Source organism: Haloarcula sp. DT43, assembly GCF_037078405.1.
Lineage (GTDB): Archaea > Halobacteriota > Halobacteria > Halobacteriales > Haloarculaceae > Haloarcula > Haloarcula brevis.
Genome location: NZ_JAYMGZ010000003.1, coordinates 169579 through 191514 on the forward strand (window position 1 = coordinate 169579; position 21936 = coordinate 191514).

Annotated in this window: 16 protein-coding genes; 7 read left to right on the top strand and 9 right to left on the bottom strand. The window is 64.0% G+C overall.

The window, feature by feature from the left end; all coding sequences use genetic code 11:
- Positions 1-235 precede the first annotated feature (235 nt).
- Entirely contained in the window at positions 236-2488 is a 2253-nt protein-coding gene (locus VI123_RS12700) for an NADP-dependent malic enzyme (protein WP_336338434.1), read from the bottom strand.
- A 734-nt stretch (positions 2489-3222) separates the two neighbouring features.
- Here VI123_RS12700 and VI123_RS12705 point away from each other — a divergent pair.
- Complete coding sequence (locus VI123_RS12705; RefSeq protein WP_336338435.1) at positions 3223-4755, top strand: alpha-N-arabinofuranosidase; 1533 nt, start codon at positions 3223-3225, stop codon at positions 4753-4755.
- A gap of 78 nt (positions 4756-4833) precedes the next feature.
- Complete coding sequence (locus VI123_RS12710) at positions 4834-6162, top strand: exo-alpha-sialidase (protein WP_336338436.1); 1329 nt, start codon at positions 4834-4836, stop codon at positions 6160-6162.
- Here the strand turns inward: VI123_RS12710 and VI123_RS12715 are convergent, their stop codons facing one another.
- Genes VI123_RS12715 through VI123_RS12730 form a run of 4 tightly spaced genes read right to left on the bottom strand, consistent with a single transcriptional unit; the run spans position 6163 to position 10037 of the window.
- The gene (locus VI123_RS12715; RefSeq protein ID WP_336338437.1) at positions 6163-6873 is read right to left on the bottom strand and encodes a hypothetical protein; all 711 of its coding nucleotides are present in this window, start codon (positions 6871-6873) and stop codon (positions 6163-6165) included.
- Positions 6874-6875: 2 nt separating this feature from the next.
- Entirely contained in the window at positions 6876-7751 is an 876-nt protein-coding gene (locus tag VI123_RS12720) for a carbohydrate ABC transporter permease (RefSeq protein ID WP_336338438.1), read from the bottom strand.
- Positions 7744-8619: a carbohydrate ABC transporter permease gene (locus tag VI123_RS12725; RefSeq protein WP_407067006.1), complete on the bottom strand. Its 876-nt coding sequence runs from the start codon at positions 8617-8619 to the stop codon at positions 7744-7746. Before VI123_RS12725 ends, VI123_RS12720 begins: the two co-directional genes overlap by 8 nt.
- 59 nt (positions 8620-8678) lie before the next feature.
- Positions 8679-10037, bottom strand: a complete 1359-nt coding sequence (locus VI123_RS12730; protein ID WP_336338440.1) for an ABC transporter substrate-binding protein — start codon at positions 10035-10037, stop codon at positions 8679-8681.
- 286 nt (positions 10038-10323) lie between these two features.
- Between VI123_RS12730 and VI123_RS12735 the strand changes: the two genes are divergently transcribed.
- Positions 10324-11466: an ABC transporter ATP-binding protein gene (locus tag VI123_RS12735; protein ID WP_336338441.1), complete on the top strand. Its 1143-nt coding sequence runs from the start codon at positions 10324-10326 to the stop codon at positions 11464-11466.
- A 1221-nt stretch (positions 11467-12687) separates the two neighbouring features.
- Here the strand turns inward: VI123_RS12735 and VI123_RS12740 are convergent.
- From VI123_RS12740 to VI123_RS12755, 4 genes are all read right to left on the bottom strand, one after another.
- A complete protein-coding gene (locus tag VI123_RS12740) occupies positions 12688-13074 on the bottom strand; it encodes a coiled-coil domain-containing protein (protein WP_336338810.1) in 387 nt (128 codons plus the stop codon).
- A 291-nt stretch (positions 13075-13365) separates the two neighbouring features.
- Positions 13366-14064, bottom strand: a complete 699-nt coding sequence (locus VI123_RS12745) for a DUF2270 domain-containing protein (RefSeq protein WP_336338442.1) — start codon at positions 14062-14064, stop codon at positions 13366-13368.
- A gap of 429 nt (positions 14065-14493) precedes the next feature.
- Positions 14494-16167, bottom strand: a complete 1674-nt coding sequence (locus tag VI123_RS12750; protein ID WP_336338443.1) for a histidine kinase N-terminal 7TM domain-containing protein — start codon at positions 16165-16167, stop codon at positions 14494-14496.
- A gap of 143 nt (positions 16168-16310) precedes the next feature.
- A complete protein-coding gene (locus VI123_RS12755; RefSeq protein WP_336338444.1) occupies positions 16311-17252 on the bottom strand; it encodes a UbiA family prenyltransferase in 942 nt (313 codons plus the stop codon).
- 316 nt (positions 17253-17568) lie between these two features.
- Between VI123_RS12755 and VI123_RS12760 the strand changes: the two genes are divergently transcribed.
- From VI123_RS12760 to VI123_RS12775, 4 genes are all read left to right on the top strand, one after another.
- Positions 17569-18525 (top strand): bile acid:sodium symporter family protein, encoded by a 957-nt coding sequence (locus VI123_RS12760; RefSeq protein WP_336338811.1) that lies wholly within the window; start codon positions 17569-17571, stop codon positions 18523-18525.
- 601 nt (positions 18526-19126) lie between these two features.
- Positions 19127-19783, top strand: a complete 657-nt coding sequence (locus VI123_RS12765; protein WP_336338445.1) for a lactate utilization protein — start codon at positions 19127-19129, stop codon at positions 19781-19783.
- 441 nt (positions 19784-20224) lie between these two features.
- Positions 20225-20563 (top strand): HalOD1 output domain-containing protein, encoded by a 339-nt coding sequence (locus tag VI123_RS12770; RefSeq protein WP_336338446.1) that lies wholly within the window; start codon positions 20225-20227, stop codon positions 20561-20563.
- A gap of 583 nt (positions 20564-21146) precedes the next feature.
- Positions 21147-21803: an outer membrane protein assembly factor BamB family protein gene (locus VI123_RS12775; protein WP_336338447.1), complete on the top strand. Its 657-nt coding sequence runs from the start codon at positions 21147-21149 to the stop codon at positions 21801-21803.
- Positions 21804-21936 lie beyond the last annotated feature (133 nt).

Below are 21936 nucleotides of genomic sequence, written 5' to 3' on the forward strand. Positions count from 1 at the left end.
ATTGTTGTGGGGAGGGTTCCGGTCCCGCTCTGGCGAGAGCCGAGCGAATGCCGCCCTTGGCGACCGGACCGAGAGCGTCGTCGAAGCGTGCAACGACGTGCCACGGGCGTCACGCCCGCTGGGCGGCGAGGCTCACGATGGCGTGACCACCGTTTTCGGCGACGGATGTGCTCGCGTTGCTCGCACAGCACTCCTGGAAAAACGTGGGCCGAAAAGCCTCGCTCCGCTCGCGTCGCTACTCCTGCTGTGCGTCGACGACGGCGACGCCGGCGAGGTTCACGATGTCTTTGACCTCGTCGCCGCGCTGGAGGACGTGGACGGGCTTGTCCATGCCGACGAGCATGGGGCCGATGGCTTCGGCTCCGCCCAGCCGCTGGAGGAGCTTGTAGGCGATATTGCCCGCTTCCAGGTTCGGGAACACGAGGACGTTCGCGGGGTCGTCGAGTTCGGAGAACGCGTAGGAGTCCGTGAGGATGTCCTCCACGACGGCGGTGTCGGCCTGCATCTCCCCATCGACCGGGAAGTCGACGGTCGGGTCGGTCCTGAGCCGGTCGGCGGCCGTCCGCGGTTTGGCAGTGCCGGTGTTCTGGACGCTGCCGAAGTCGGAGTACGACAGCAGCGCCGCGCGCGGTTCGACGTTGAAACGGCGGGCCAGGTCGGCGGTGAGACGCGTGACCTCCGCCAGCACGTCCGCGTCGGGGTCCTGATTGACCGTCGTGTCGGCACAGAAGACGACGCGGTTCTTGAACGTCAGCATGTAGACGCCGGCCGCGTAGTCGGTGTCGTCGTCGGTGCCGATGACCTGCAGCGGCGGTCGTAGCGCCTCCGGGTAGTGGTGGGTCAGGCCGGTCAGCATCGCGTCGGCCTCGCCCATCTCGACCATGACGCTGGCGAGGTAGTCGCCGTTCCCGACCAGGTCCGTCGCCTCCTGTCGGGTGACGCCCTTTCGCTTCCTGAGGGCGTGTAGCCTGTCGGCGTACGGCGTCAGGTCGATTTCCTCTGGGTCCACCACTTCGGGGACCGCGTCGAACCCGAGGCTGTCGACGGTCGCCCGAATCCGGTCGCGGTCGCCCACGAGAATCGGCTCGGCGATGCCCTGGTCGGCGAGCTGATGTGCCGCTCGAATCATCTTCTCGTTGCTGCCCTCCGGTAAGACGAGCCGCTTGGGGTCGCTCCGAGCCTTGTTGAGCACGATGCGCATCATCTCGCGGGACTTGCCCAGGCGGGCCTCGAGCTTCTCGACGTAGGCGTCGGTTTCGAGCGTCTCCCGGGCGACGCCGCTCTCGATTGCGGCCTCGGCGACCGCGGGCGCGACTTCGAAGAGGACGCGTGGGTCGAGGGGTTTCGGGAGGATGTACTCGGGTCCGAACTGCAGGGGCTGGTCGCCGTAGGCCTTGACGACGGCGTCGGGGACGTCCTGCCGGGCGAGGTCGGCCAGCGCTTCGGCGGCCGCTCGCTTCATCTCCTCGTTGATTTCGGTCGCGCGCACGTCCAGCGCGCCCCGGAAGATGAACGGGAAGCCCAGAACGTTGTTCACTTGATTGGGGTAGTCGGAGCGGCCAGTGGCCATGATTACCGTGTCGTCGCGGGCCGCTTTAGCGTCCTCGTAGGCGATTTCGGGGTCGGGGTTGGCCATGGCGAAGATGATGGGGTCGCTGGCCATCGACCGCACCATCTCCTGGTCGACGATGCCGCCCACGGAGAGCCCGACGAACACGTCCGCCCCCTCCATCGCGTCCGACAGGTCGCCGGCCGGCACGTCCTGGGCGAACTCGCGGCTGTACGGGTCGATGTCCCCGGCTTCCGCACGCTCGGTCGTCAGAATCCCGTCGACGTCACACATCGTGATGTTCGCCGTCGGCACGCCCAGCGAGGTGAAAAACTGCGCCGTCGCGGTGGCGGCCGCCCCGGCCCCCGCGAACGTCACGTCGAGGTCCGCGAGGTCCTTGCCGGCAATCTCCGCGGCGTTCAGGAGTCCGGCCCCCGAGATTATCGCGGTGCCGTGCTGGTCGTCGTGGAAGACAGGAATGTCCATCTCCTCGCGGAGTCGGCGCTCGATTTCGAAACACTCCGGGGCGGCGATGTCTTCGAGGTTGATTCCGCCGAAGGTCGGCTCCATCGCCCGGACGTTGTCGACGAACCCGTCGGTCGATTCGGCGTCTAACTCCACGTCGAAGACGTCGATGTCGGCGAAACGCTTGAACAGCACGCCCTTACCTTCCATGACGGGTTTCGACGCCTCCGGGCCGATGTTCCCCAGGCCGAGCACCGCCGACCCGTCCGAGACGACCGCCACCAGGTTCCCCCGCGCCGTGTAGGTGAACGACTGCTCCCGGTCCCGGTCGATTTCCCGACAGGGTGCCGCGACGCCGGGGGAGTACGCCAGCGAGAGGTCCCGCTGGGTGTTCGTCGGCTTCGTCGTCGATATCTCTATCTTGCCCGGCGGCGCTGTGCGGTGATAGTCGAGGGAGTCCTCGTCGAGTCCCATGGCAGCCATGGTGCGGCGACCGCCAATATTCTGACGCTCCTGTGCAAAGTTGCGGAATCCACTCAGACCAACCGAGCCGCGACGACTGTGTCGTGTCCACCGCCCGGGACGGATGCGTTGACTGGCAGTGAGATACAGTTGCTCCAGCACCGCACTCGAATTTCGAGAGCGTTCAGTCCCGCAGAAATATAATCTTTGCATATATTATATTATTCTTATATTTCTGACGCGATGGGTTCTCGAAAAGCCGTCCACCAGTTGAAACCGATACACCGTGTTTGACTCCCCGGCGTGACGTACCAGATTCGATTGCGGTCGCCGCAAGGGTGGGTGAGTCGGAACCGGTTCTTCCGGCCGTGTGCTGGGCCAGACCATTGACGGCGTCTTCACCAGTTTCGGGACGCCTACACGATATCGCACTTACAGAGATGTTCCAAGGAGGTGGGTAACGTCCCGTTGTTACTGAGAGCGCGCGGACCACCACAAGTTCGGATTTCGACGGCCCGGGGACAGACTGGAGACGGAACGTTACGGAGTTCGGAAGAGTGCCAGATATATTTGTCTTATGGAAGTATTTTGTATTAGTAAGATTTTGTACCGTTTTAATTACCACCGGGGCGGAGACTGCCGAACCCGGTGTCGAGGGCCTATTCTCTGGCGCGGCGGCTCCGAGTCGGCGGTGACGTGCTGGCGAGGCACAATAGTTATACGACCCGGAGTGGATTCCAAAACGTATGTCGAGCGAAGTTAGCGTCAGCGGCGGCGAGACTATCGACCGGATATCCGAGAACGTCTACGGCCATTTCGCCGAGCACCTCGGCCGATGTATCTACGGCGGCATCTGGGTCGGCGACGACGACCGGGTCGAGACGGCAGACGGCATCCGGATGGACACGGTCGAACTGCTCCGGGACCTCGAAATGCCCGTCCTGCGGTGGCCCGGTGGCTGTTTTGCGGACGACTACCACTGGGAGGACGGCGTCGGTCCCCGCGACGAACGCCCCCGCCGCCGGAACCTGTGGTGGACACAGGGCCGAGACAACGTCCCCGAGGAGTCGAACCAGTTCGGCACAGACGAGTTCCTCCGCCTGTGTCAGCTCCTCGAAACGGACCCGTACATCGCGGTCAACGTCGGGTCCTCCACCCCCCAGGAGGCGCTGGACTGGATAGAGTACTGCAATTACGACGGCGACACGGAACTGGCGGAGCGACGCCGCGAGAACGGCCAGGACGAGCCCTACGGAGTGAAGTACTGGGGCATCGGCAACGAGAACTGGGGCTGTGGCGGCCGGTTCGCCCCGGACGAGTACGCCGACGAGTACCGCCGCTTCGCGAACTACTTCAACGGTTTCGACAATCTGATGAACGCCGACTCGACGGAGTTCATCGCCTGTGGCCACCTCACCGACGACTGGAACCGGGTCTTCTTCGAGAACCTCAACGGCGGCATGGAGTTCGGCCCCGGGACGTTCCTCGGGATGGGGTCGCCGTTCAATCTGCTCGACCACTTTTCGGTCCACCGCTACTACCAAGCCGGCGGCGACGTGGACTTCTCCGACGACCAGTACTACAAGATGTTCGCCCGCGCCGAGAAAATCGCGGGCGACATCGACCGGGCCGCAGAGACTATCTCGGACTTCGTCCCGAAAGACGAGGTCGGCATCATCGTCGACGAGTGGGGCGCGTGGCATCCGGAAGCGACCAACGACAACGGCCTCGAACAGGAAAACACCGTCCGGGACGCGGTTGCGACGGCCGGTGTCCTCGACCTCATCCACGACCGCGCGGACGTCGTCTCGATGGCGAACATCGCCCAGACCGTCAACGTCCTGCAGTGTCTCGTCCAGACCGACGAGGAGGCCGCGTGGCGGACGCCGACGTTCCGCGTGTTCGAACTCTACGAGAACCACGTGGGCCAGACCGCGCTGGAGACGAGCATCGACACCGACGTGGAGTCCTTCGAGGAGGAGGACCACGACGTGCCGATGGTCTCGGCGTCCGCCTCGAAGGGCGACGGCGAACTGTTCGTCACGGCGTCGAACCGTCGCCACGACGAGGCCGAAGCCATCACCGTCGACGTCGGGTCGGACGCGTCCGTGGAGTCGGCCACCGTGCTGTTCGACGGGAAGGACATCCGTGAGTACTCGACGAAGGACAACGCCGAATCCTTCGCGGGTTCGGACCTGGCCGTCGACGACGAGGGCGAGGGCACGATTACGTTCGATGCCCCGCCGGCTTCTGTCGTCGGACTGACGCTCTCGGAGTAATAGGGTCGCAGCCTTTCTCTTTCAAGCTGACAGCGGGAGTATAGTTATTATCGTGGCGTGTGAACACGTGACTGCGTCATGAGCGAACGCGATTCCACTAGCCAGCATAGCCGCCGGAAGTACCTCGCCGCAGTCGGTGCCGTCGGGGTCGGTGCAGTCGGGTCCGCCGGGGTCCTCGCGGGCCGCGGGCGCAAGGACGAACAGACTGACGTAGAGGGGACGCTGTACTCGCCTCCGACAGGCTCGCCCGCACCCGGGTCGCTGTATCCCCGCGTCACACGCCTGAAACACGGGTCGGGGAAAGGCGGCGAGAAGGAACTGCTCGCCACCTTCGAGTTCTACCCGTCGATGAGCGGCGGGTCCGAGCCGTACTTCCCCGTCTACCGGAGCACGGACGGGGGAGAATCCTGGTCGAAGTTCTCCGAGATTCACGACACGAGCGGGAAAGAGTGGGGACTTCGCTACCAGCCGACCCTGTTCGAACTCCCGCGCGCTGTCGGCCCGTGGCCCGCCGGGACCGTCCTGGCCGCCGGAAACTCCATCCCGATTCTCGACGACCCCGAGGACGTCCCGGAGGGCCAAATCGGCGAACTCGGCGAGACGAGCATCGACCTCTACGCGAGCACCGACAGCGGGGAGTCCTGGGAGTACGTGAGCACCGTCATCACCGGCGGCAAGGCCGTTCCCTATGACGGGAACAGCCCCGTCTGGGAGCCGGAACTCGGCTTGGACGACGACGGGAACCTCGTCTGTTACTTCGCCGACGAGCGGATGGGGACCGACGACGACTACAATCAGCTGGTCGCGTACAAGGCCTCCGAGGACGGCGGCCAGACGTGGGGCGACGAGCAGTTCGTGGCGGCCGTCCCGAACGAGACGACGCGACCGGGGATGCCCACGGTCACTCCCCTTCCCAACGGCACCTACATGATGAGCTACGAGGTCGTCGGACCGGACTACCTCTACGGCGAGGTCCACGTCAAAACCTCGCCCGACGGGCGCGACTGGGGCGACCCGACCGACGTGGGGACGCTCGTCTCGACGGCCGACGGTCGGCGGTTCATCAACGGCCCCTACGTCACGTGGACCCGCGCGGGCGGCAAGGACGGGACGATACTCGTCTCCGGGAAACAGCTCGTCGACGGGGACCGCGAACTCGCTGAGGGCAACGGCGAGGTCGTGCTGGCGACCTCGAACCTCGACGGGAGCGGCGACTGGGAGCCGGTCGAGGCCCCGCTGTCCTTCGAGACGGAGAGCGAACTCGGCGGCCGGACGTTCGTCGGTTGGACCACGCCGCTGCTGCCCTCGCGTCACGGCGACGAACTGCTCCAGTTGACCTCGACCGATCTCAACTCGGAGCTGTGTGAGATTCGCTACGGCGTCGAGTCGCTGAATCTGGACGGCTGACTACCGTCCGAACGTCGTCGAGAAGTCGTTTCTCCGGTCCTCACCGACGACGGACGGCTCCTGTGAGACGGTCGCCTCCGTCTCCTCGCCGTCCGCCTCGCCCCGCGTCGCAACCACGAGTTCCGTGTGGAACGCGGCCGCCAGCGCGGGGAACACGAGCGGGAGCGCAATCGTCAGAACGGCGCTTGCCACCAGCAGCGTTCCGGTGACGATGCCGACGAGCACGGTCGCGACCGGGTTCTCCACCGACCACCGGTACCCGCTCGTGACGGCGTCGACCGCGTCCGCGCCCTCCGCGAGCGAGACGAACGCCAGGGCGAAGACGACCCAGGCGTGATACGCCAGGTAGAAGCCGACCGCGCCGAGGACGCCCGACAGCGGCGCACCCGTGGCCGCGTACTGACCGAGATAGAGGACGGCGATGACCGGGAACACAACCAGCAGCCCGCTGAACAGCACCGCATCGAGCCAGTGGGCCGCGAGCGTCTCCCTGACCGCGGCGCGGTCGACCCGGCCGTCCTCGCGGACGGACCGGACCGCGCGGTACGCGCCGAGCGTCGCCGGCCCGACGGTGACCAGCGGGAGGGACGCGAGGACCCAGCCCACGCTGATAGCCACCATCGGCAGCGGGTGGCGATACACCTGTCGGGCCGCCGTCGCGAGCGCGCGGTGGACGCCGACGGTGGCGTCCGCGGAGTCGCCGTCACTCATCGTCATCCGGTCGCACCCTGCATCTGCACTGCGCGCACAATCTGTCCCTGGAAGATGAGATAGATGACGAACAGGGGCAGCGAGCCGAGGATGGCCACGGCCATGTGGAGGCCGGGCGTGTCGATGTTCCCCTGGTAGAGGTTCACGAGCCCGATGGGCAGCGTGTAGGCCGTCTCACTCGACAGCACGAGCAAGGGCCACAGGAACGCGTTCCAGTTGTAGACGAACATGAACAGCGCGAGCGCCGAGAGGATGGGCTTCGCGAGCGGCAGGATGATGCGCGTGTACACCTGGAACGTCGAGAAGCCGTCCAGTCTAGCTGCCTCCTCGTACTCCACTGGAATATCTCTGAAGAACTGATAGAGGAGGAACACCCCGAGCGGGCTGGCGGCCGCCGGCATGATGACGCCCCAGTAGGAGTTGATGAGCCCGAGGTTCGAGACAATCTGGTACAGGGGCACGATGTTCATGTAGTACGGGACCATGAAGCTCGCCAGGATGATGCCCATGACGGCTCCCTGTCCGGGCCAGTCCAGGCGGGTGAGCGAGAAGGCTATCATCGAGTCGATAGCCACGATGAGGATGGTCGCCCCGCCGGCGATGATGAACGTGTTGATGGTCCACTGGACCACCAGCGTGTTGTCCAGCAGGTACTGGTAGTGTTCGAGCGTGATGGGTTCGCCGACGAGCGGCGGTATCCAGTAGGGCCGCGGGTCCCGCAGCAGTTCGTTGGGCTGGAACGACCGCGAGATGGTGTACAGGTACGGGACCGCCATGAGGAACGCGAGCCCGTAGAGGAACACGTGCAACAGGGCGCTCCGAACGGCGTCCCCGCTCAGATAGGCGCTCACCGAGCGTGATTGCGTCGATTCAGGCATTGGAATCACCGATTACCTTGAAGTTGACGACGGCTATCAGTATAAGGATGGCGACCAGCACGTACCCCATCGCCGCGCCGTACCCGAACTGCTGCTGGGAGAAGGCGCTCCGGTAGAGGTAGTAGACCAGCGTGTCCGAGGAGTTGCTCGGACCGCCCTGGGTCATGATGTAGGGCTGGGCGAACACCTGGAACTGGAGGATGAACTGGACCATCACGACGAACACGACCGAGTTCCGCATCTGCGGGAGCGTGATGTCCTTGAACGCACGCCAGCCGGTCGCGCCGTCGAGGCGAGCGGCCTCGTAGAGCCGTTCCGGGATGCTCTGGCGGGCGGCGAGGAAGATGACGAAGTTGAAGCCCACGAGCCACCACACAGTCATGAACGCGAGCGACGCCATCACGAGGTCCGGCGACGTGAGCCACCCCGGCGGGTTCTCCATGACTAGGCCGAGGTAGTAGTTGATGAGCCCGTAGCTCTGGGAGTACACCTGACCCCAGACCAGCGCCACGACCGCGACGGTCAGGACGTAGGGACTGAAGTAGATAGCGCGGAGCGTCCGCTTGCCGGTGACGTCCCGGTTCACGCCCAGGGCCATCACGAGCCCGAGAATCACGAGCGCCGGGACCGAGACGGCGACGAACAGAAGCGTCCCCTCCATGGCGTTGTAGAACACCGGGTCCTGGAACAGTTCAACGTAGTTCTGGAGACCGACCCACTCGGTCTCCGTGAGGTCGAACTTGTTCGGGTAGGTGTGGAGGCTCATGTAGAGCCCCTTCACCGCGGGCCAGACGAGGAACACCGTGAACACGGCGAGGTACGGAATCGACCAGAGGATACCCTCTATCGTCTCCTTCCGGAGACCCATGACCGTCTTCTGGTTCGTGGCTGTCTCACCTCCCGAAATACGTTCTGTTATGCCCATGCTTACTCAGAGATGCCGCTGGAGACCGTCTCGATGCCGGACTGGACCCCCGCCTGGGGCTCGGCGTTGTGCGCCCAGATGTCGACGAGCCAGGTGTACCAGTTCTGGGCGTTCGGGTCGCCGTTCGGGACCTTCGGGTGGTAGAAGTAGTCGCCGTCCTCGGCCATCTCGACGTACTTGTCGAGCGTCTTGTCGTAGTACGGGCTGTTCTGGAACGCGTCGGACTCGTAGATGCTGTTCGCGGCCGGGAGGTGACCGGCTTCGGCACCCCACGAGGGGTTCTGCGTGGTCATCCAGTGACCGACCTGTGCTGCGATTTCCGACTTCGCGTCGCTCCGGCCGTCCTTCTTCGGGAGGACGAGCGAGTGGCCGTCGGCCCACACCCTGTCCTGTTGCTTGTTCGGGCCCACCGTCGGCTCGAAGAAGCCCCAGTTGAGGTCCTCGACGCCAGAGAGGGCCGCGACGTACCACGTCCCGTTCATCGCCATCGCGCAGGACCCGTTCTGGAACGCGTTGTTCCCCCACGTGTCCTCGCTCGTGGCGGGAGCCCAGCCCATGTCACCGGTCATGTCGGAGAAGAGCTGTGCGATGTTCATCCCAGCCTCGTTGTCGAAGGTCGGGTTCCACTCCTCGTCGTAGAGGCTGCCGCCCTGCTGTTTGACCCAGGTGCTCCAGGTTCGGAACGACCCGAAGCCGTCGTTGTACGGCGACTGGGTGAACGCGGCCGCGTCGGTGTTCTGTGCGACTGCGTTGCCGGCCGCCTCGAACTCGGACCAGTTCGTCGGCGGGCTCTCCGGGTCCAGTCCGGCCTGCTCGAACAGGTCCTTGTTGTAGTAGACGCCGATGGGGTGCATGTCCATCGGGAGGGCGTTCACGTTGCCGTCCACGGTGACGAGGTCCCAGTGGCTCTCGGTGTAGTCGCTCTGCATGGAGCCGGTGTCGGCGTACTGGCCGATGGCGTCGACGCCGCCGGCCCAGGCACGCAGGTACGCGGCGTGCATTACTGCCATGTCCGGGGCCTGGCCGCCCGAGAGAGCCGTAAAGAGCTTGTTGTAGTACTCGTTCCACGGTGTGCGCTGTCGATTGATAGTGACTTCGGCGTCTGTGTCGAGGGGCTGTTCCTCGTTGAACCGGTTGACGATGCTCTCCATTATCGGCCCTTCGCCGCCGCTGAAGAGCTCCCAGAAGGTGATTTCGTAGGATTCGCTGCCACCACTGCCACCGGTCGACCCGCCGTCGCTTCCGCCGTCACCGCCGTCGCCGCCGTTGCCCCCACAGCCAGCGAGAGCGACTGTACCGGCGACACCGAGTGACTTGATGAACGTTCGACGGGATTTGCTACCTGACGGTTTCGGAACCATGTGCTCATCCTATAATCCACGTTATTTATAATTTTATACTTAGAGGGGGTTTCTGCCGTTTGTTCGTCCGGGGCAGGGGCGAGACGACCCAACGGTTAGGTTTAGTTACTCCTGTGCGCTGGCGAGGTGGTGTAACGGAGACAGTCACAGGGGGAAATCGACGGCAGGATAGCCGAACGGCGGCGAAGTACCGGGCGGGAGCGGGCGACGGGCGGGCAGAACAGAGGCGGGGTCCGGACGATATCCAGTCACAACTATTATTATGCCACTTGGCAATTACCGCACTATGGGTACAGTTACCATCGAAAACGTGCGGAAAGTCTACGACGGAGACCCGGAGGTCGTGGCAGTCGAGGACGTGAGCTTCGAAATCGCGGACGGCGAGTTCCTCACGATTGTCGGGCCCTCGGGGTCGGGGAAGTCGACACTGCTACGGATGATTGCGGGGCTAGAGGACATCTCGGACGGGACGATTCGAATCGGGGACCGAGTCGTCAACGGCGTCCAGCCACAGGACCGGGACGTGGCGATGGTGTTCCAGAACTACGCGTTGTATCCCCACATGTCAGCCCGGAAGAACATGAGCTACGGGCTGGAGCTGACGACCGACCTCCCCGACGAGGAAATCCAGCAGCGCGTCGAGGAGGCCGCCGAGATGATGGGCGTGACCGAGCAACTCGACAAACGGCCGGGGAACCTCTCGGGCGGCCAACAACAGCGTATCGCGACCGGGCGCGCCATCGTCCGCGAACCGTCCGTGTTCCTGTTCGACGAGCCGCTCAGTAACCTAGACGCCAAGCTCCGGCTCCACATGCGGACGGAACTCCAGCAGTTGCAGGACAAGCTCGGCACCACGACGGTCTACGTCACACACGACCAGGAGGAGGCCATGACGATGAGCGACCGCATCGCCGTCGTCAACGCCGGCGAGCTCCAGCAGATAGGGACGCCGGAGGAGATATACGACGAACCGCGGAACCTGTTCGTGGGCGATTTCGTCGGCAGCCCGCCGATGAACCAGTTCGACGTGCGCCGTGACGGGTCGACGCTGGTCGGCAACGGCTTCACCTACGAGGTCTCGGACTCGACCCGGGAGCGGCTCGACCAGTACGCACAGGGGGTCGAGGAGTTCGTCCTCGGCATCCGGCCGGAGAACATCACTATCGCCGACGACGGGGAGTCGAACACCGTCCGTGCGTATCTCGACGTCCGGGAACCGGTCGGTTCCGACAACTACCTCCACATGGACATCGACGGCGAGGAGTGCTGGGTCCGCGTTCCGGGTGAGGTCAAACCCGAGACGAACCAGGAACTCTCGCTCGCGTTCGACGAAGACCACCTTCACCTGTTCCGCCGGTCGGACGGCATCAACATTCTCGCCGGGGACGACCCCTCGACCGAGATTCCACCCGCCGGACAGGCTCAGTAGACGGCCGCTCGGACTGCCTCGCCGTGACGCGTCGCCCGTGAGACGAGCGTCGGCGTCTGCAGCGGGTCGTTTCTCTTCGCCAGCTCAGCCGCCCGGTCTCGACACGTCGACAGGGATGACAAGCTATCGCAGTCGCGACACACTGGTCACACTGCGTCGACCGCCACGCTCTGTTGTCCGCGCGCCGTACTCCGTCCTGTCGCTATTGTCGTACGCTCGTTCCAGCTGTCTAAAATATTGTTCACGAATGCTGAACGCCAAATATAACATGCGTACCCGTGTTATCCCAGTCTTACCGCCCGGTCAATTCCGCTCGTAGTGCTCGTATCGGCGTATCGTGGAGGATGTGTCCGGGTACTCTGTTTTCCAGTTCGTGCTTCATGTCGGACTAATCAATCAGACATTATTCCACATGATTGAACGGTCGTCGGCCGTCTCCGGAGTGAGGCCAAATAACGGGATAGAAGCGAACGGACCGACCCACGTCGGGAACGAGTAGCGCAGGCCCACGCAGCATCCGTTTCGAACCGACAACCCCGTGGCTGAAATCGGTCTGGCAGTGGGATGTCGAACAGCACCGGGCCTCAGTCGGAGTGGGGAGTGGCCGGCACCCAAAACTATTAGTACTTCGAAGTGGAAGCGTGAATCGTCCCGGAGCAGCGAAGGGACACAGTCAGCGGTACGAACACTGGCGCATCCCGAAACTGAGAGAATCGGTGTCTGTCCCGTCTCTCCACGTTGTCGTAGACCCCCATATGCGTCAGCCACCCCCCAGCTCGGAGCGGTGGGACCGTCTGTTGTCCCACCGGAGTGGTCCCGTTCTTAGCGAGGCGTCGGAACCCACGACGGTACAGAGAGTCGTGAGACCCGCCCAGCAGGCGACGGGCCAGACGGCGAGCGCGGACCGTTTCGCACGGACCATTATGCTACGACGGGCAGTCACGTGTCGGTGCCTCGCGGCCAATCTGGCTCCGTACACGCCGACAGTGGGTCCGGTCGAGGGTGGCTCGAAGGTGCGTTTCTATTTTCCGTGTGCGGTATTTGATTTCCCAAAACGTCCCCAATATCGACAGATAGTAGATTGTAGTCCCCAGTTTGGTATCGTATTTTCTTTTCTAGCTTCAAACTTCGTGTCTTAGTTAGAAATGTCGAGAATTCACCTCCACACATGGATAGGTTCGGCTGTTCTACTGAGAGAACGGCAGTTCCTGACGGCAGGCGTCACGTACCGGGACCGAACTGCTGACAGCCGAACCGTTCCCTGTTTTCCGGCTGTGCACAGAGGTAGTCGAGACGCTTCTCCATTTCCGAGCGTGACATCCCCGCCTGGCCGTCCCGTGCCTTCGCGAGTCGGTCCCTGCTGGCGTTGAGCAGTTTCTCTTTCGTCTCCAGTTCCGAAACCAGCGTGTCGACGTCCTCGTTCCGGGTTTCCAACCGCCCGTCGAGGGTTTCGGCCCGGGCCCGCGCGGCCCGTCGGTCCTCCCGAGTCTCGTTCAGTCGTTCGCGTAGTTCCTCGTTTTCAGCGCGTAACTCCTCGTTTGTCGTCTGTATGTCCTGTGCCGAGTCCTGGAACGCGACGGTCGTCCCGACGGTCCCGCTGGCGGTCATCACGACGGCGACGATGACCCAGGAGCTGATATTGCGTGCGAGCGTCGTCAACGGCGGCTCACCCCCACCAGGGCACGATTCGTGGTCCGAGAGACAGTCCGGAACGAGAGTGCCAGAGGTTGAATCATCATGTGCCAGCCTGTTCGGTATGTACTACTAATAGTAGTTTCTGGGTAGTTACGTTTAGACAGTAGTAGTCATCGTATACTAGCCGGTAGCGTTCCGCTGGGAGAAGCCGTCTTGTGGCCCCGAGACGACGGCGGACGCTCCGAAGTCTCGACGGCGACTCACCTACTGCCGGAGGTCTTCGGACCGGAGTTCCCCTTTCGCGTGCCACGTCCGGGGCCGGACGGCGATACCGACTGCGGCGGCGTACAACACCGTGACGGTGCCGATGACGACACTGCCGGGGACCATGCCGACGGCGGCGCTTTCGACCCACCCGTCGGGACTGAACACGGTAATGCGGACGAGCCAAGCAGTCAGTAACACGGAGAAAAGCGGCAGGTACACGCGGCGGAGCCGGTGTGCGAGGGCTTCCTCCGTGCTGATTTTGATGGTCGGTCGCCGGTAATCCGCGCTCAGCGACTCGCGCCAGTCCGGGTCGGCCACGCCGGCCGACGGGTCCAGCCCGTAGGCGAAGACGTTCGCCTGCAGCGTTCTGACCCGGCTTCGCCAGATGTCGTACCCCCGGTATCGCCGCGCCTCGATGAACAGGAACACTGCCAGCGTCGCCGTCCCTATCAGGACGATGTAGTGTGGGATGTCCGGCCGCGAGAACGACCACGTGAGAATCGCGGAGATGACCAGCACCGCCCAGTTGGTCGTCCGGTCCAAGCGTTCGCGCCAGAACTTCATGCGGTGAATCTCGCCGCGGTAGAGGTGTGCCATGGCCGAACTCGGCCCCATGTCCTCCTCCAGCAGGCCCTCGCCCAGCTCCCGGTGTGCCGAGTCCGTCACGTCGACCTCCTTGTCCGAGACCCGTGTCATGAGTGCGCGGTGAGCCGAGCGTCTGGTTCGGTGCCGTTCCGGACCACAATTTCGGGGCCGTCGCGGTCGGCCGGCTTCTGAGTGAGTTCGGTGTCGTCCATAGTATTGTTTTGTAGTTCCAATACTACACCCACGTACAAAAGCGCAGTGGTCCCGCCATCAATCCCGTAGCGCCCTGTGTAGGTCCTGGGCCGGTTTCTGTACCTCGGCGTGGTCATAGAATTGTACGAAAATCTGCTTACTACAACACGGGGTCACGGCCCGGACACCGCAACGGCTCGGAGAGTCGGCCTGGGTTCGGTGCCGATAGACGGGAGTCCCCGCGTCAGCGTTGAGACGCCGGTCGGCTCCGGAACGCGACCCGACGTGTGCGGTGGGGCTTCTGGAACACAGCGGGGAGTCGGCAGCCTCGAAGCCGCCGGCCGCTAGCTACGCCGAGGAGAGAATCGGAATCCGCAGGGAAACGGTCGTGCCGTCCGTCCCGCTGGACTCGATGTCGACGGCTCCGCCCGCGATGTCGGTTCCCCAGACGACCAGCGCCAGCCCGAAGCCGCTGCCGTGTCGCAGCGGCGTTTCCGAACCGTGTTCGACGAGAGCGAGTTCGTTCGAGTCGATGCCGGGCCCGTTGTCCCGAACCGAAACCTCGACGTACTCGCCGTCCCGTTCGGCGGTGACCGAGACGACCGGGTCGGGGGACGTGTTGTGCTGTGCGGCGTTGCGGATGACGTTCTGGCAGACGACGTCGAACAGGTGGTCGACCGCGAAATCGACCTCCGGGGACGTGTACTCGAACGTGACCTCCGGATACGACTCCTCGGCCGACTCGATACATTCGGTGAGAATCGAGCCGAGTCTGAGCGTCCCCCGTTCCTTCCGGCTCTGCTCGAAGACGTCTATCACCGACCGGACTTTCTCGCCGAGGTCGTTGATGGCGATGGCGTGTTCCTGCAGGGTCTCGGCCTTCGACTCGCTGTTGTGCGTCGCTAGGTGTTCGGCGTTGCCGAGGATGACCTGCACGTTCGTGCGGATGTTGTGCCGGAACACCCGGTGGAGGACCTCCAGGCGCTGCTGGTCCCGGAGCAGGTCAGTGACGTCGTGTAACGTGATGACTCGGCCGATACTCCGGTCGTGGATGTCCCTCACGACGGTCTCGGAGACGTCGTAGGATTTGGTCGTCCCAGAGGGGCGGTGGATGGTCTGGCCGGCCTGGGCTGCGGTGCCGAGCGCCGCGAGGTCCGGACTTATCTGGTCCACCGACCGACCGAGGGCCTCCTCCGGCGTAGTCTGCAGGAACGCGGCGGCCTGGCCGTTCATATCGACGACGTGGTCGTGGGTGTCTAACACGAGCGCCCCCTGTTGCATCTGCTCGAACACCGAACTGCGGGCGTGGCGGATGGGGGTCGGGTTCGCACCGAACAGCTGGAACCTCGTGAGCGCGCCCAGGTACGCCACCCCGGAGACCGAGAAGGCAACCGGCGTCGGGTCGACACCCGAGAACGGGAGCGTGTCCATCAGGAAGAGGACGTTGGTCACCCAGGGCGCTAGCAGGCCGAGTAAGAGTGCGACGCTCTGGCCACGGAACGTGTCTACACGGCTCGTGAGGAGTTTCAACAGCGGCAGTATCCCGAGCAGGCCCAGCAGGTACGTGTAGCCGGCGATGACCCAGAACCAGACGCCCGGCGTCCGGTTCAGTACCTGGACCCCGTTTTCCTGAACGAGCATCGAACTGGTGTACAGTAGCTGGTGGGCGTGACTCGTGAGTCCCAGAAAGACCGTAATCGCCGGCACGATTGAATAGAGCAGGATGTGCTTGCGGGCCGTGTACTCGGTGTAGCCCGCGTATTCGAGGGAGAAGAGCAGCCACGCGACCGGGATGATCGCGACACCCATCCAGGAGACGTCGACCCAGAAGACCTTCCAGTTCAGCGTCGCCGCGTCGATACGGAATATCAGCGTCGCCGACCACCAGCACTGGCCCGCGAGCAGCAACACGAGCGGGTCCGCGCCGGGTTCCGGGCGTTCCCGCCAGGCGAGCAGACCGCCGGCAACGCCGACCCCAATCGTGGCGACCAACACCATCTTCATCAGCGTCAGGGAGAACACGACTGTGTCGAACAGCTAACGTGGGCTGTCGTTATAATCTATTTGCCATCGAAAACATCCGGAGTCGTGGGCAGAGCCAGTAGGAGGGCCGAGACTGGTGTTTCGACATGGCTTTACAAATAATGGTTATGTGTCTGATAGAGCTACTGACCGAGCAGCGGGAGGACGGCGACCGCGAACGCCGGGAGGCGGGTACACTCCGCTGCGACCGCGAGCGCAGCGTCGTTTTCGACGCGGTCGAGGCAGAAAACGACGCCGGCAAGGAGGAGGAGGGTCGCCAGGAGGACGGTCGCCACGCCGGGACTGACGACGGTCGCGGCGAGCGCACCGGCCAGCAGAGCCGCCGTCAGGCCCGTGACGCCGTAGAGGGCGTATCTCGTCCGGCGCACGCCGACCACAACCGGGAGCGTCCGGACGCCGATTTCGCTGTCGCCCTCCAGGTCGCGCACGTTCGGGACTTCCGTGTTGACGAACGTCGCCAGCACGAAAAACAGGAAGACGACGCCGACCGCCGGGGTGACGGGCGCGCCGGCGAAGGCCAACGGCAGGAACACGATGGCGAGCGCCCAAGCACCGGCGACGAGCAGGGAGTTCAGGAGGAAGACGTCCTTCAGCCGCGGGGTGTCACCGGAGAGGCTGGGCAGCAAGTCACGCGCGTAGAGAATCCAGACCACGCCGGGCAACAGCGAGAGACCGAACGTGAGCGGGCCGCCCACTGCGGAGAGGGCCACGGCGAGGCCGTACGCGAGAGCCGCCAAGACGTAGAAGCCGTCCTGATAACGTCGCACGAAGGCGGTCCGTGCGGGAGCGGTCTTCGCGTCGGTCTCCAGGTCGGCCAGCCGGTCGTTCCCGTACACCGCGAACGTCAGCAGTCCCGCCACGAGCGGGGCCGGGGTGAGCGGGAGCGACAGCAGTTCGCTCACGAGAACGACCTCGGCCATCGCGATGGCCGCGAGATACAGCGAACTGTGGAAAACCAGGTTCCGGGCCGGTCTCGTCAGCGTCGATAGTTTCGTGATGAGCGAGCGATTCGTCGCGGTCTCTACCCCGGGCTGTGCGCCCGGGGTTCGTGCATCTGTCGGCATTGCTGCGATAGAATGTCAGTAACTGAATAATAAAAGCCCACTGTACGGTTACATTTTAACGGTAATCGGGGCCTATCGCGTAGGTATCGTTGGTGTGCGTTTTCCCGCCAACAATTCCAACTGTATTCGAATCCACGTCGGAATGCGAGATTGAACGGAGCGTTAATTGACAAACCGGTGAGGTTAGTTGCGGTAGTGTTCGTGTGCGTTCGAGAACGAGGGGTCCGGCCCAACCGCCGGACGGGACGCTAAAGTAAGCTTTTTTCTCCGCGCTTCGACACCCGGAGATGTGACCGCGATATCCACGTTACGTGCGGTGAGTCGGGCCGCAAGCAAGTACTTCGTCGTCTGGGTCGTCGTCCTGGCGGGGGTCGCCCTTGTGAGGCCGGAACCGTTCGTCCCCGTGCTGAACTACGTCTCCCCGCTGCTCGGGCTCATCATGCTCGGGATGGGGCTGACGCTCCAGCCGGCGGACTTCCGTCGACTGGTCGAACAACCGGTGGACATCGGCATCGGCGCTGTAACGCAGTGGGTTGTCATGCCCGCCACCGCGTACGGGCTATACGTCCTGCTCGACCTGCCGGACGCGGTCGGTATCGGTCTCATCCTCGTTGGTGCCGCCCCCGGCGGGACCGCGTCGAACGTGATGTCGTATCTCGGACGGGGCGACGTGGCGCTGTCCGTCGCTATCACGACGCTGACCACGCTCGCAGCGCCGCTCGTGATGCCGGCCTGGGTGGTGTTCACCCTCGGCCAGCAAATAGACGTGACCTTCGCGGAGATGTTCGGGAGTATCGTCCAAATCGTCATCGTGCCGGTGTTGCTCGGGTCCACACTCCGGTATCTGCTGGACCGCTATTCGCCCAGGGCCGCCGAAATCGGCACCGACGTGTTCCCCGTCGTCAGCGTCGCCGCCATCGTCGCCATCGTCGCCGGCGTCGTCGGCGCGAACGTAGACAACATCCTCACGGCCGGACTGCTCGTGCTCGTCGCGGTCGTCGCTCACAACGCCGTCGGACTCGGTGCCGGATACGGCGTCGGGCGGGCGACAGGAATGTCGACGGACCGCGTGCGGACCTGCGCGTTCGAGGTGGGGCTCCAGAACAGCGGTCTCGCCGTCGCGCTGGCAACGACGCTGTTCGAACCCGCGGCCGCGCTCGTTCCCGCGCTGTTCAGCGTCTGGCACAACGTCACCGGGCCGGCGCTGGCGAGTTTCTTCACCTGGCAGGACGAGGGGCAAGAGTCGACTGGCGCCGTTCCGGGCGACGACTGACCGAGTCCCCCCACGTTACCGTCTCACCGGTGGCCGGTCGTCCGAACCAGAGGCAACGGGATTGTCGTCGGTTCTGTTCGCTCCCGGTCGGATGCACTCGGCTACAGTAGTGCAGAGAGTCAGACAACAGCGACCGTGAAAACGTGCTACCGGTGGGTCGGAACCCGAAACGAGTGGTGACACTCCGGGCAGTGATACGTAGTCGCCTCCGGAGTGTTCGAAACGGTCCAGGCGTCACCGCGCAGACCGCTGCTGAAACTGCATCCCGGACAGAACAGCACCGACTTCGAGGGGATGCCGGTCGCGGTTGGCGTCTCTTTGCGCCCCATATCTATTGCTATTGTAACACGACGTGCGGAGGGCAATATATGCTGGCCTCCGGTTCTCAGTAGTTGATATCGGGGATGCCGGATGGACGTGCTGTCAGGGGCTGGCGACACGCCGGCGATGTCGGTGATTCCGAGCCGCTACAGTCGGTCGTCGGTGGGCATGAACACCCAGGGAGCGGAGTATCACCGGTGTAACTACCTGACACCGGTGTCCGCGAGCACTTTTGGGCTAGCTACGCCACTCTGTAGATGCTGATACACTCATCGCCAATATGTCGCAACAGAAATCGGATTACGTAGACGACGCGGACATCGACGAATCGCTGGACGAACTAGCCTCTGAGGAGGCAATCGAAGAGACTGTCGAGAACCTGGAGGAGAACGGGTTCGACGTCGTCGTCGTCGACTCGGCCGACGACGCGCTCGCGGAGATTCAGTCGCACATCCCCGCGGGGGCGTCCGTGATGAACGGCCACTCGACGACGCTCGAAGAGATAGGCTTCGACGAGTACCTGAGCGAAGGGGACCACGAGTGGGAGAGCCTCCCCGACGAAATCTGGAGTATCGACGACGACGCAGAGCGGCAGGCCGCCCGACGGGAATCGCAAACGGCCGACTACTTCCTCGGCGGCATCAACGGCATCTCCCAGACCGGCGAACTCGTCGCCGCGGACCGCTCGGGGAGCCGCATCGGTGCGTATCCGTTCGCTGCCAGTAACGTCGTCATCGTCAGCGGCGTGAACAAGGTCGTCCCGACGCTCGACGACGCGCTCGACCGACTGGAGAGCGTCGCGTACCCCCTCGAAAACGAGCGTGCCAAGGAGGCCTACGGCGTCGACTCCGCGATTGCCAAGCAGCTCATCTTCCGGCAGGAACTCGAAGACGACCGCACCACCGTCGTTCTCGTCCGCGAGCATCTCGGCTACTGAGGTCGTCAGGAACGGGCAGCGCAGCGTACGCTGCCGGCGTTTTTGTACCGTCGGCTGCGCCGGGCTTTTCGGTAGCCTCTCCGACCAAGCGCCGTCGTGTGAACCGTCGCTATCAGTGATAGTTCGGACGAACGTCTAGTCCATACGGCCTGGTAGTCTGCGTAGACGCGAGCACGGGACCGGGACACCAATCGACCACTGGATGGAGAGACCGTAGCAGTGGCCGGTGTTGAAGGGGCCTGGCGATGACGTTGACGCGTTTGATATAGCTATTTAGTATAGCTATACAATATACCTATAGTCTCGTGTTCGAGTGGGTGAAATTCAGACGCCCCCTATGTCTCGCTTGGGCGATGAACGGGCGAGACCGCGCGACAGCCGCGAGTACCATAGCAAATATTTTGTCGGTTGATATCTGTGGTAGAGGTATCAGCCAGACAGATGACAGAGGACAGCGAGAGCGGGCGAGCCAGTCGTGAGGGGTCGGTCGCCGAGACCGGCGACGTCCTGACCGAAGTCCAGTACGACCCGGCAGGTGGGCGGGAACTCGCAGGAGTCATCGTAGAGACTGTCGCCGCTCGGACGGGAGCGGACACGTCGACGTACCGTGAGACGCCGCTACAGGACTACGTCGACGTCGATGAGGTCGAGACGCTCCTGTTCGGCACACAGGACCCGTCGACCGGCGAGGCGAGCCGGAAGATTACGTTTCGGTACCGACGCTTTCTGGTGACCGTTCGCGCCGACGGCGTCATCCAGCTGTCCGACAGTGCCGAGTGACTGGGGCGGCACAAGACACTTCTATCGACCCGAGCAATCGGGTGCCCTCCCCTGACTGCTCGCCGCCAGCGTCATCGTTCCCGGTGCGCCGGTCTCCCAACGACACCACCGACCGAAGGTTCTCGCGACGTGGGTTGCTGGCGAGCGTCGGAACCGCCGTGACGAGCGGTTTCGCCGGCTGTACCGCCGTCGACACTGGTCCGGACGAACGGCCGCTCCACGGTGGGAACTGGGAATCGTTCGGGAACGGGCAGGCTAACGCGAACCGGGTAGCCGGTGGCACGCCGGAACCCACGGCCCGCGAAACTCTCAGCGCCGGCGGATGGCCGTACGCGCCCCCGGTCGTCCACGACGGAATCGCCTACTCTGGCCACGAACACCGGGTCATCGCCGTCTCCCTCGACGGGAGCGAGCGGTGGTCACAGCAGCTCGAACCGCAGGTGTCCGGAGCGCCAGCTCTGGACCCGGACGCGGGTCGGCTCTACGTTCCGACCCAGTCCCGGCGGGCATCGGGAGGTGGTGACGGCCGCACGTACGGAATGACTGTCGCAGATGGCGACGCGTACGTCACGAGTGCGACGGTGTGTGTGTCAGGCTCGGCCCGGACGGGAACGAGCGCTGGCGACGACCGTTCGAGCCGCTCGCGTACGACGAGTACAACCTCGGCGACTCCACCGCGACGCAGGTCACGCCGGCCGTCAGAGAAGAAGGCGTGTACGTCCCCGACCGGGACGCGCTCGTGAAACTCGACGCCGAGAGCGGTGTCGAGCGGTGGCGGATTCCCGTCGAGACGGCGTATGCAGCCTCCGTCGTCGACGATAGCGGCGTCGTCCAGACCGGGTATCAGGAGACGGTCGCCATCACTCACGGGGGCGAGGTTCGGTGGCGACGCCCACTCCAGAGTCGGGCCGCCGCGGCGGTTGCCGACGACGCGGTCTACGTCGTCGCGGACGAGTGTCACGAACTCGACGCCGTCACCGGCGAAACGAACTGGCGGACCCGGCTACTGTTCAGAGGCACGGCCGCACCCGTCGTGACCGACGACGCTGTCGTCGTCGTGACTGGAAGCGTCCACGCGTTCAACAGGGACACCGGCGGCCTACTAAATTCGGACCGGACCCGATGGGAGACCGGGGAGATACACGCAACGGCGTTTGCCTCACCGGTCGTCGCTACCGGGCGTCTTTTCGTCGTCAGTCCGCTGGGCCTCCTGTCGCTTCGGTCCGAAGAGAGCGAGTGAGCGTGGAGACGGCGGGACGAGTCGTCGGTCGACACCATCGTGTCCGGAGTTCTGCAGCCCCCACCCACCGGTATCCACACCACCATGTCCGCTGTTCTATCTCCTGAGAACGGCCCCCGTTCGGTCGGTCCCG

Bases quoted from the DNA above. Each gene is read 5' to 3' on its own strand.
- VI123_RS12770 (WP_336338446.1), top strand. From the start codon at position 20,225: ATGACAGAGGACAGCGAGAGCGGGCGAGCCAGTCGTGAGGGGTCGGTC.
- VI123_RS12735 (WP_336338441.1), top strand. From the start codon at position 10,324: ATGGGTACAGTTACCATCGAAAACGTGCGGAAAGTCTACGACGGAGAC.
- VI123_RS12705 (WP_336338435.1), top strand. From the start codon at position 3,223: ATGTCGAGCGAAGTTAGCGTCAGCGGCGGCGAGACTATCGACCGGATA.
- VI123_RS12710 (WP_336338436.1), top strand. From the start codon at position 4,834: ATGAGCGAACGCGATTCCACTAGCCAGCATAGCCGCCGGAAGTACCTC.
- VI123_RS12715 (WP_336338437.1), bottom strand. From the start codon at position 6,873: ATGAGTGACGGCGACTCCGCGGACGCCACCGTCGGCGTCCACCGCGCG.
- VI123_RS12745 (WP_336338442.1), bottom strand. From the start codon at position 14,064: ATGACACGGGTCTCGGACAAGGAGGTCGACGTGACGGACTCGGCACAC.
- VI123_RS12765 (WP_336338445.1), top strand. From the start codon at position 19,127: ATGTCGCAACAGAAATCGGATTACGTAGACGACGCGGACATCGACGAA.
- VI123_RS12730 (WP_336338440.1), bottom strand. From the start codon at position 10,037: ATGGTTCCGAAACCGTCAGGTAGCAAATCCCGTCGAACGTTCATCAAG.
- VI123_RS12740 (WP_336338810.1), bottom strand. From the start codon at position 13,074: ATGACCGCCAGCGGGACCGTCGGGACGACCGTCGCGTTCCAGGACTCG.
- VI123_RS12755 (WP_336338444.1), bottom strand. From the start codon at position 17,252: ATGCCGACAGATGCACGAACCCCGGGCGCACAGCCCGGGGTAGAGACC.
- VI123_RS12700 (WP_336338434.1), bottom strand. From the start codon at position 2,488: ATGGGACTCGACGAGGACTCCCTCGACTATCACCGCACAGCGCCGCCG.
- VI123_RS12720 (WP_336338438.1), bottom strand. From the start codon at position 7,751: ATGCCTGAATCGACGCAATCACGCTCGGTGAGCGCCTATCTGAGCGGG.
- VI123_RS12725 (WP_407067006.1), bottom strand. From the start codon at position 8,619: ATGGGTCTCCGGAAGGAGACGATAGAGGGTATCCTCTGGTCGATTCCG.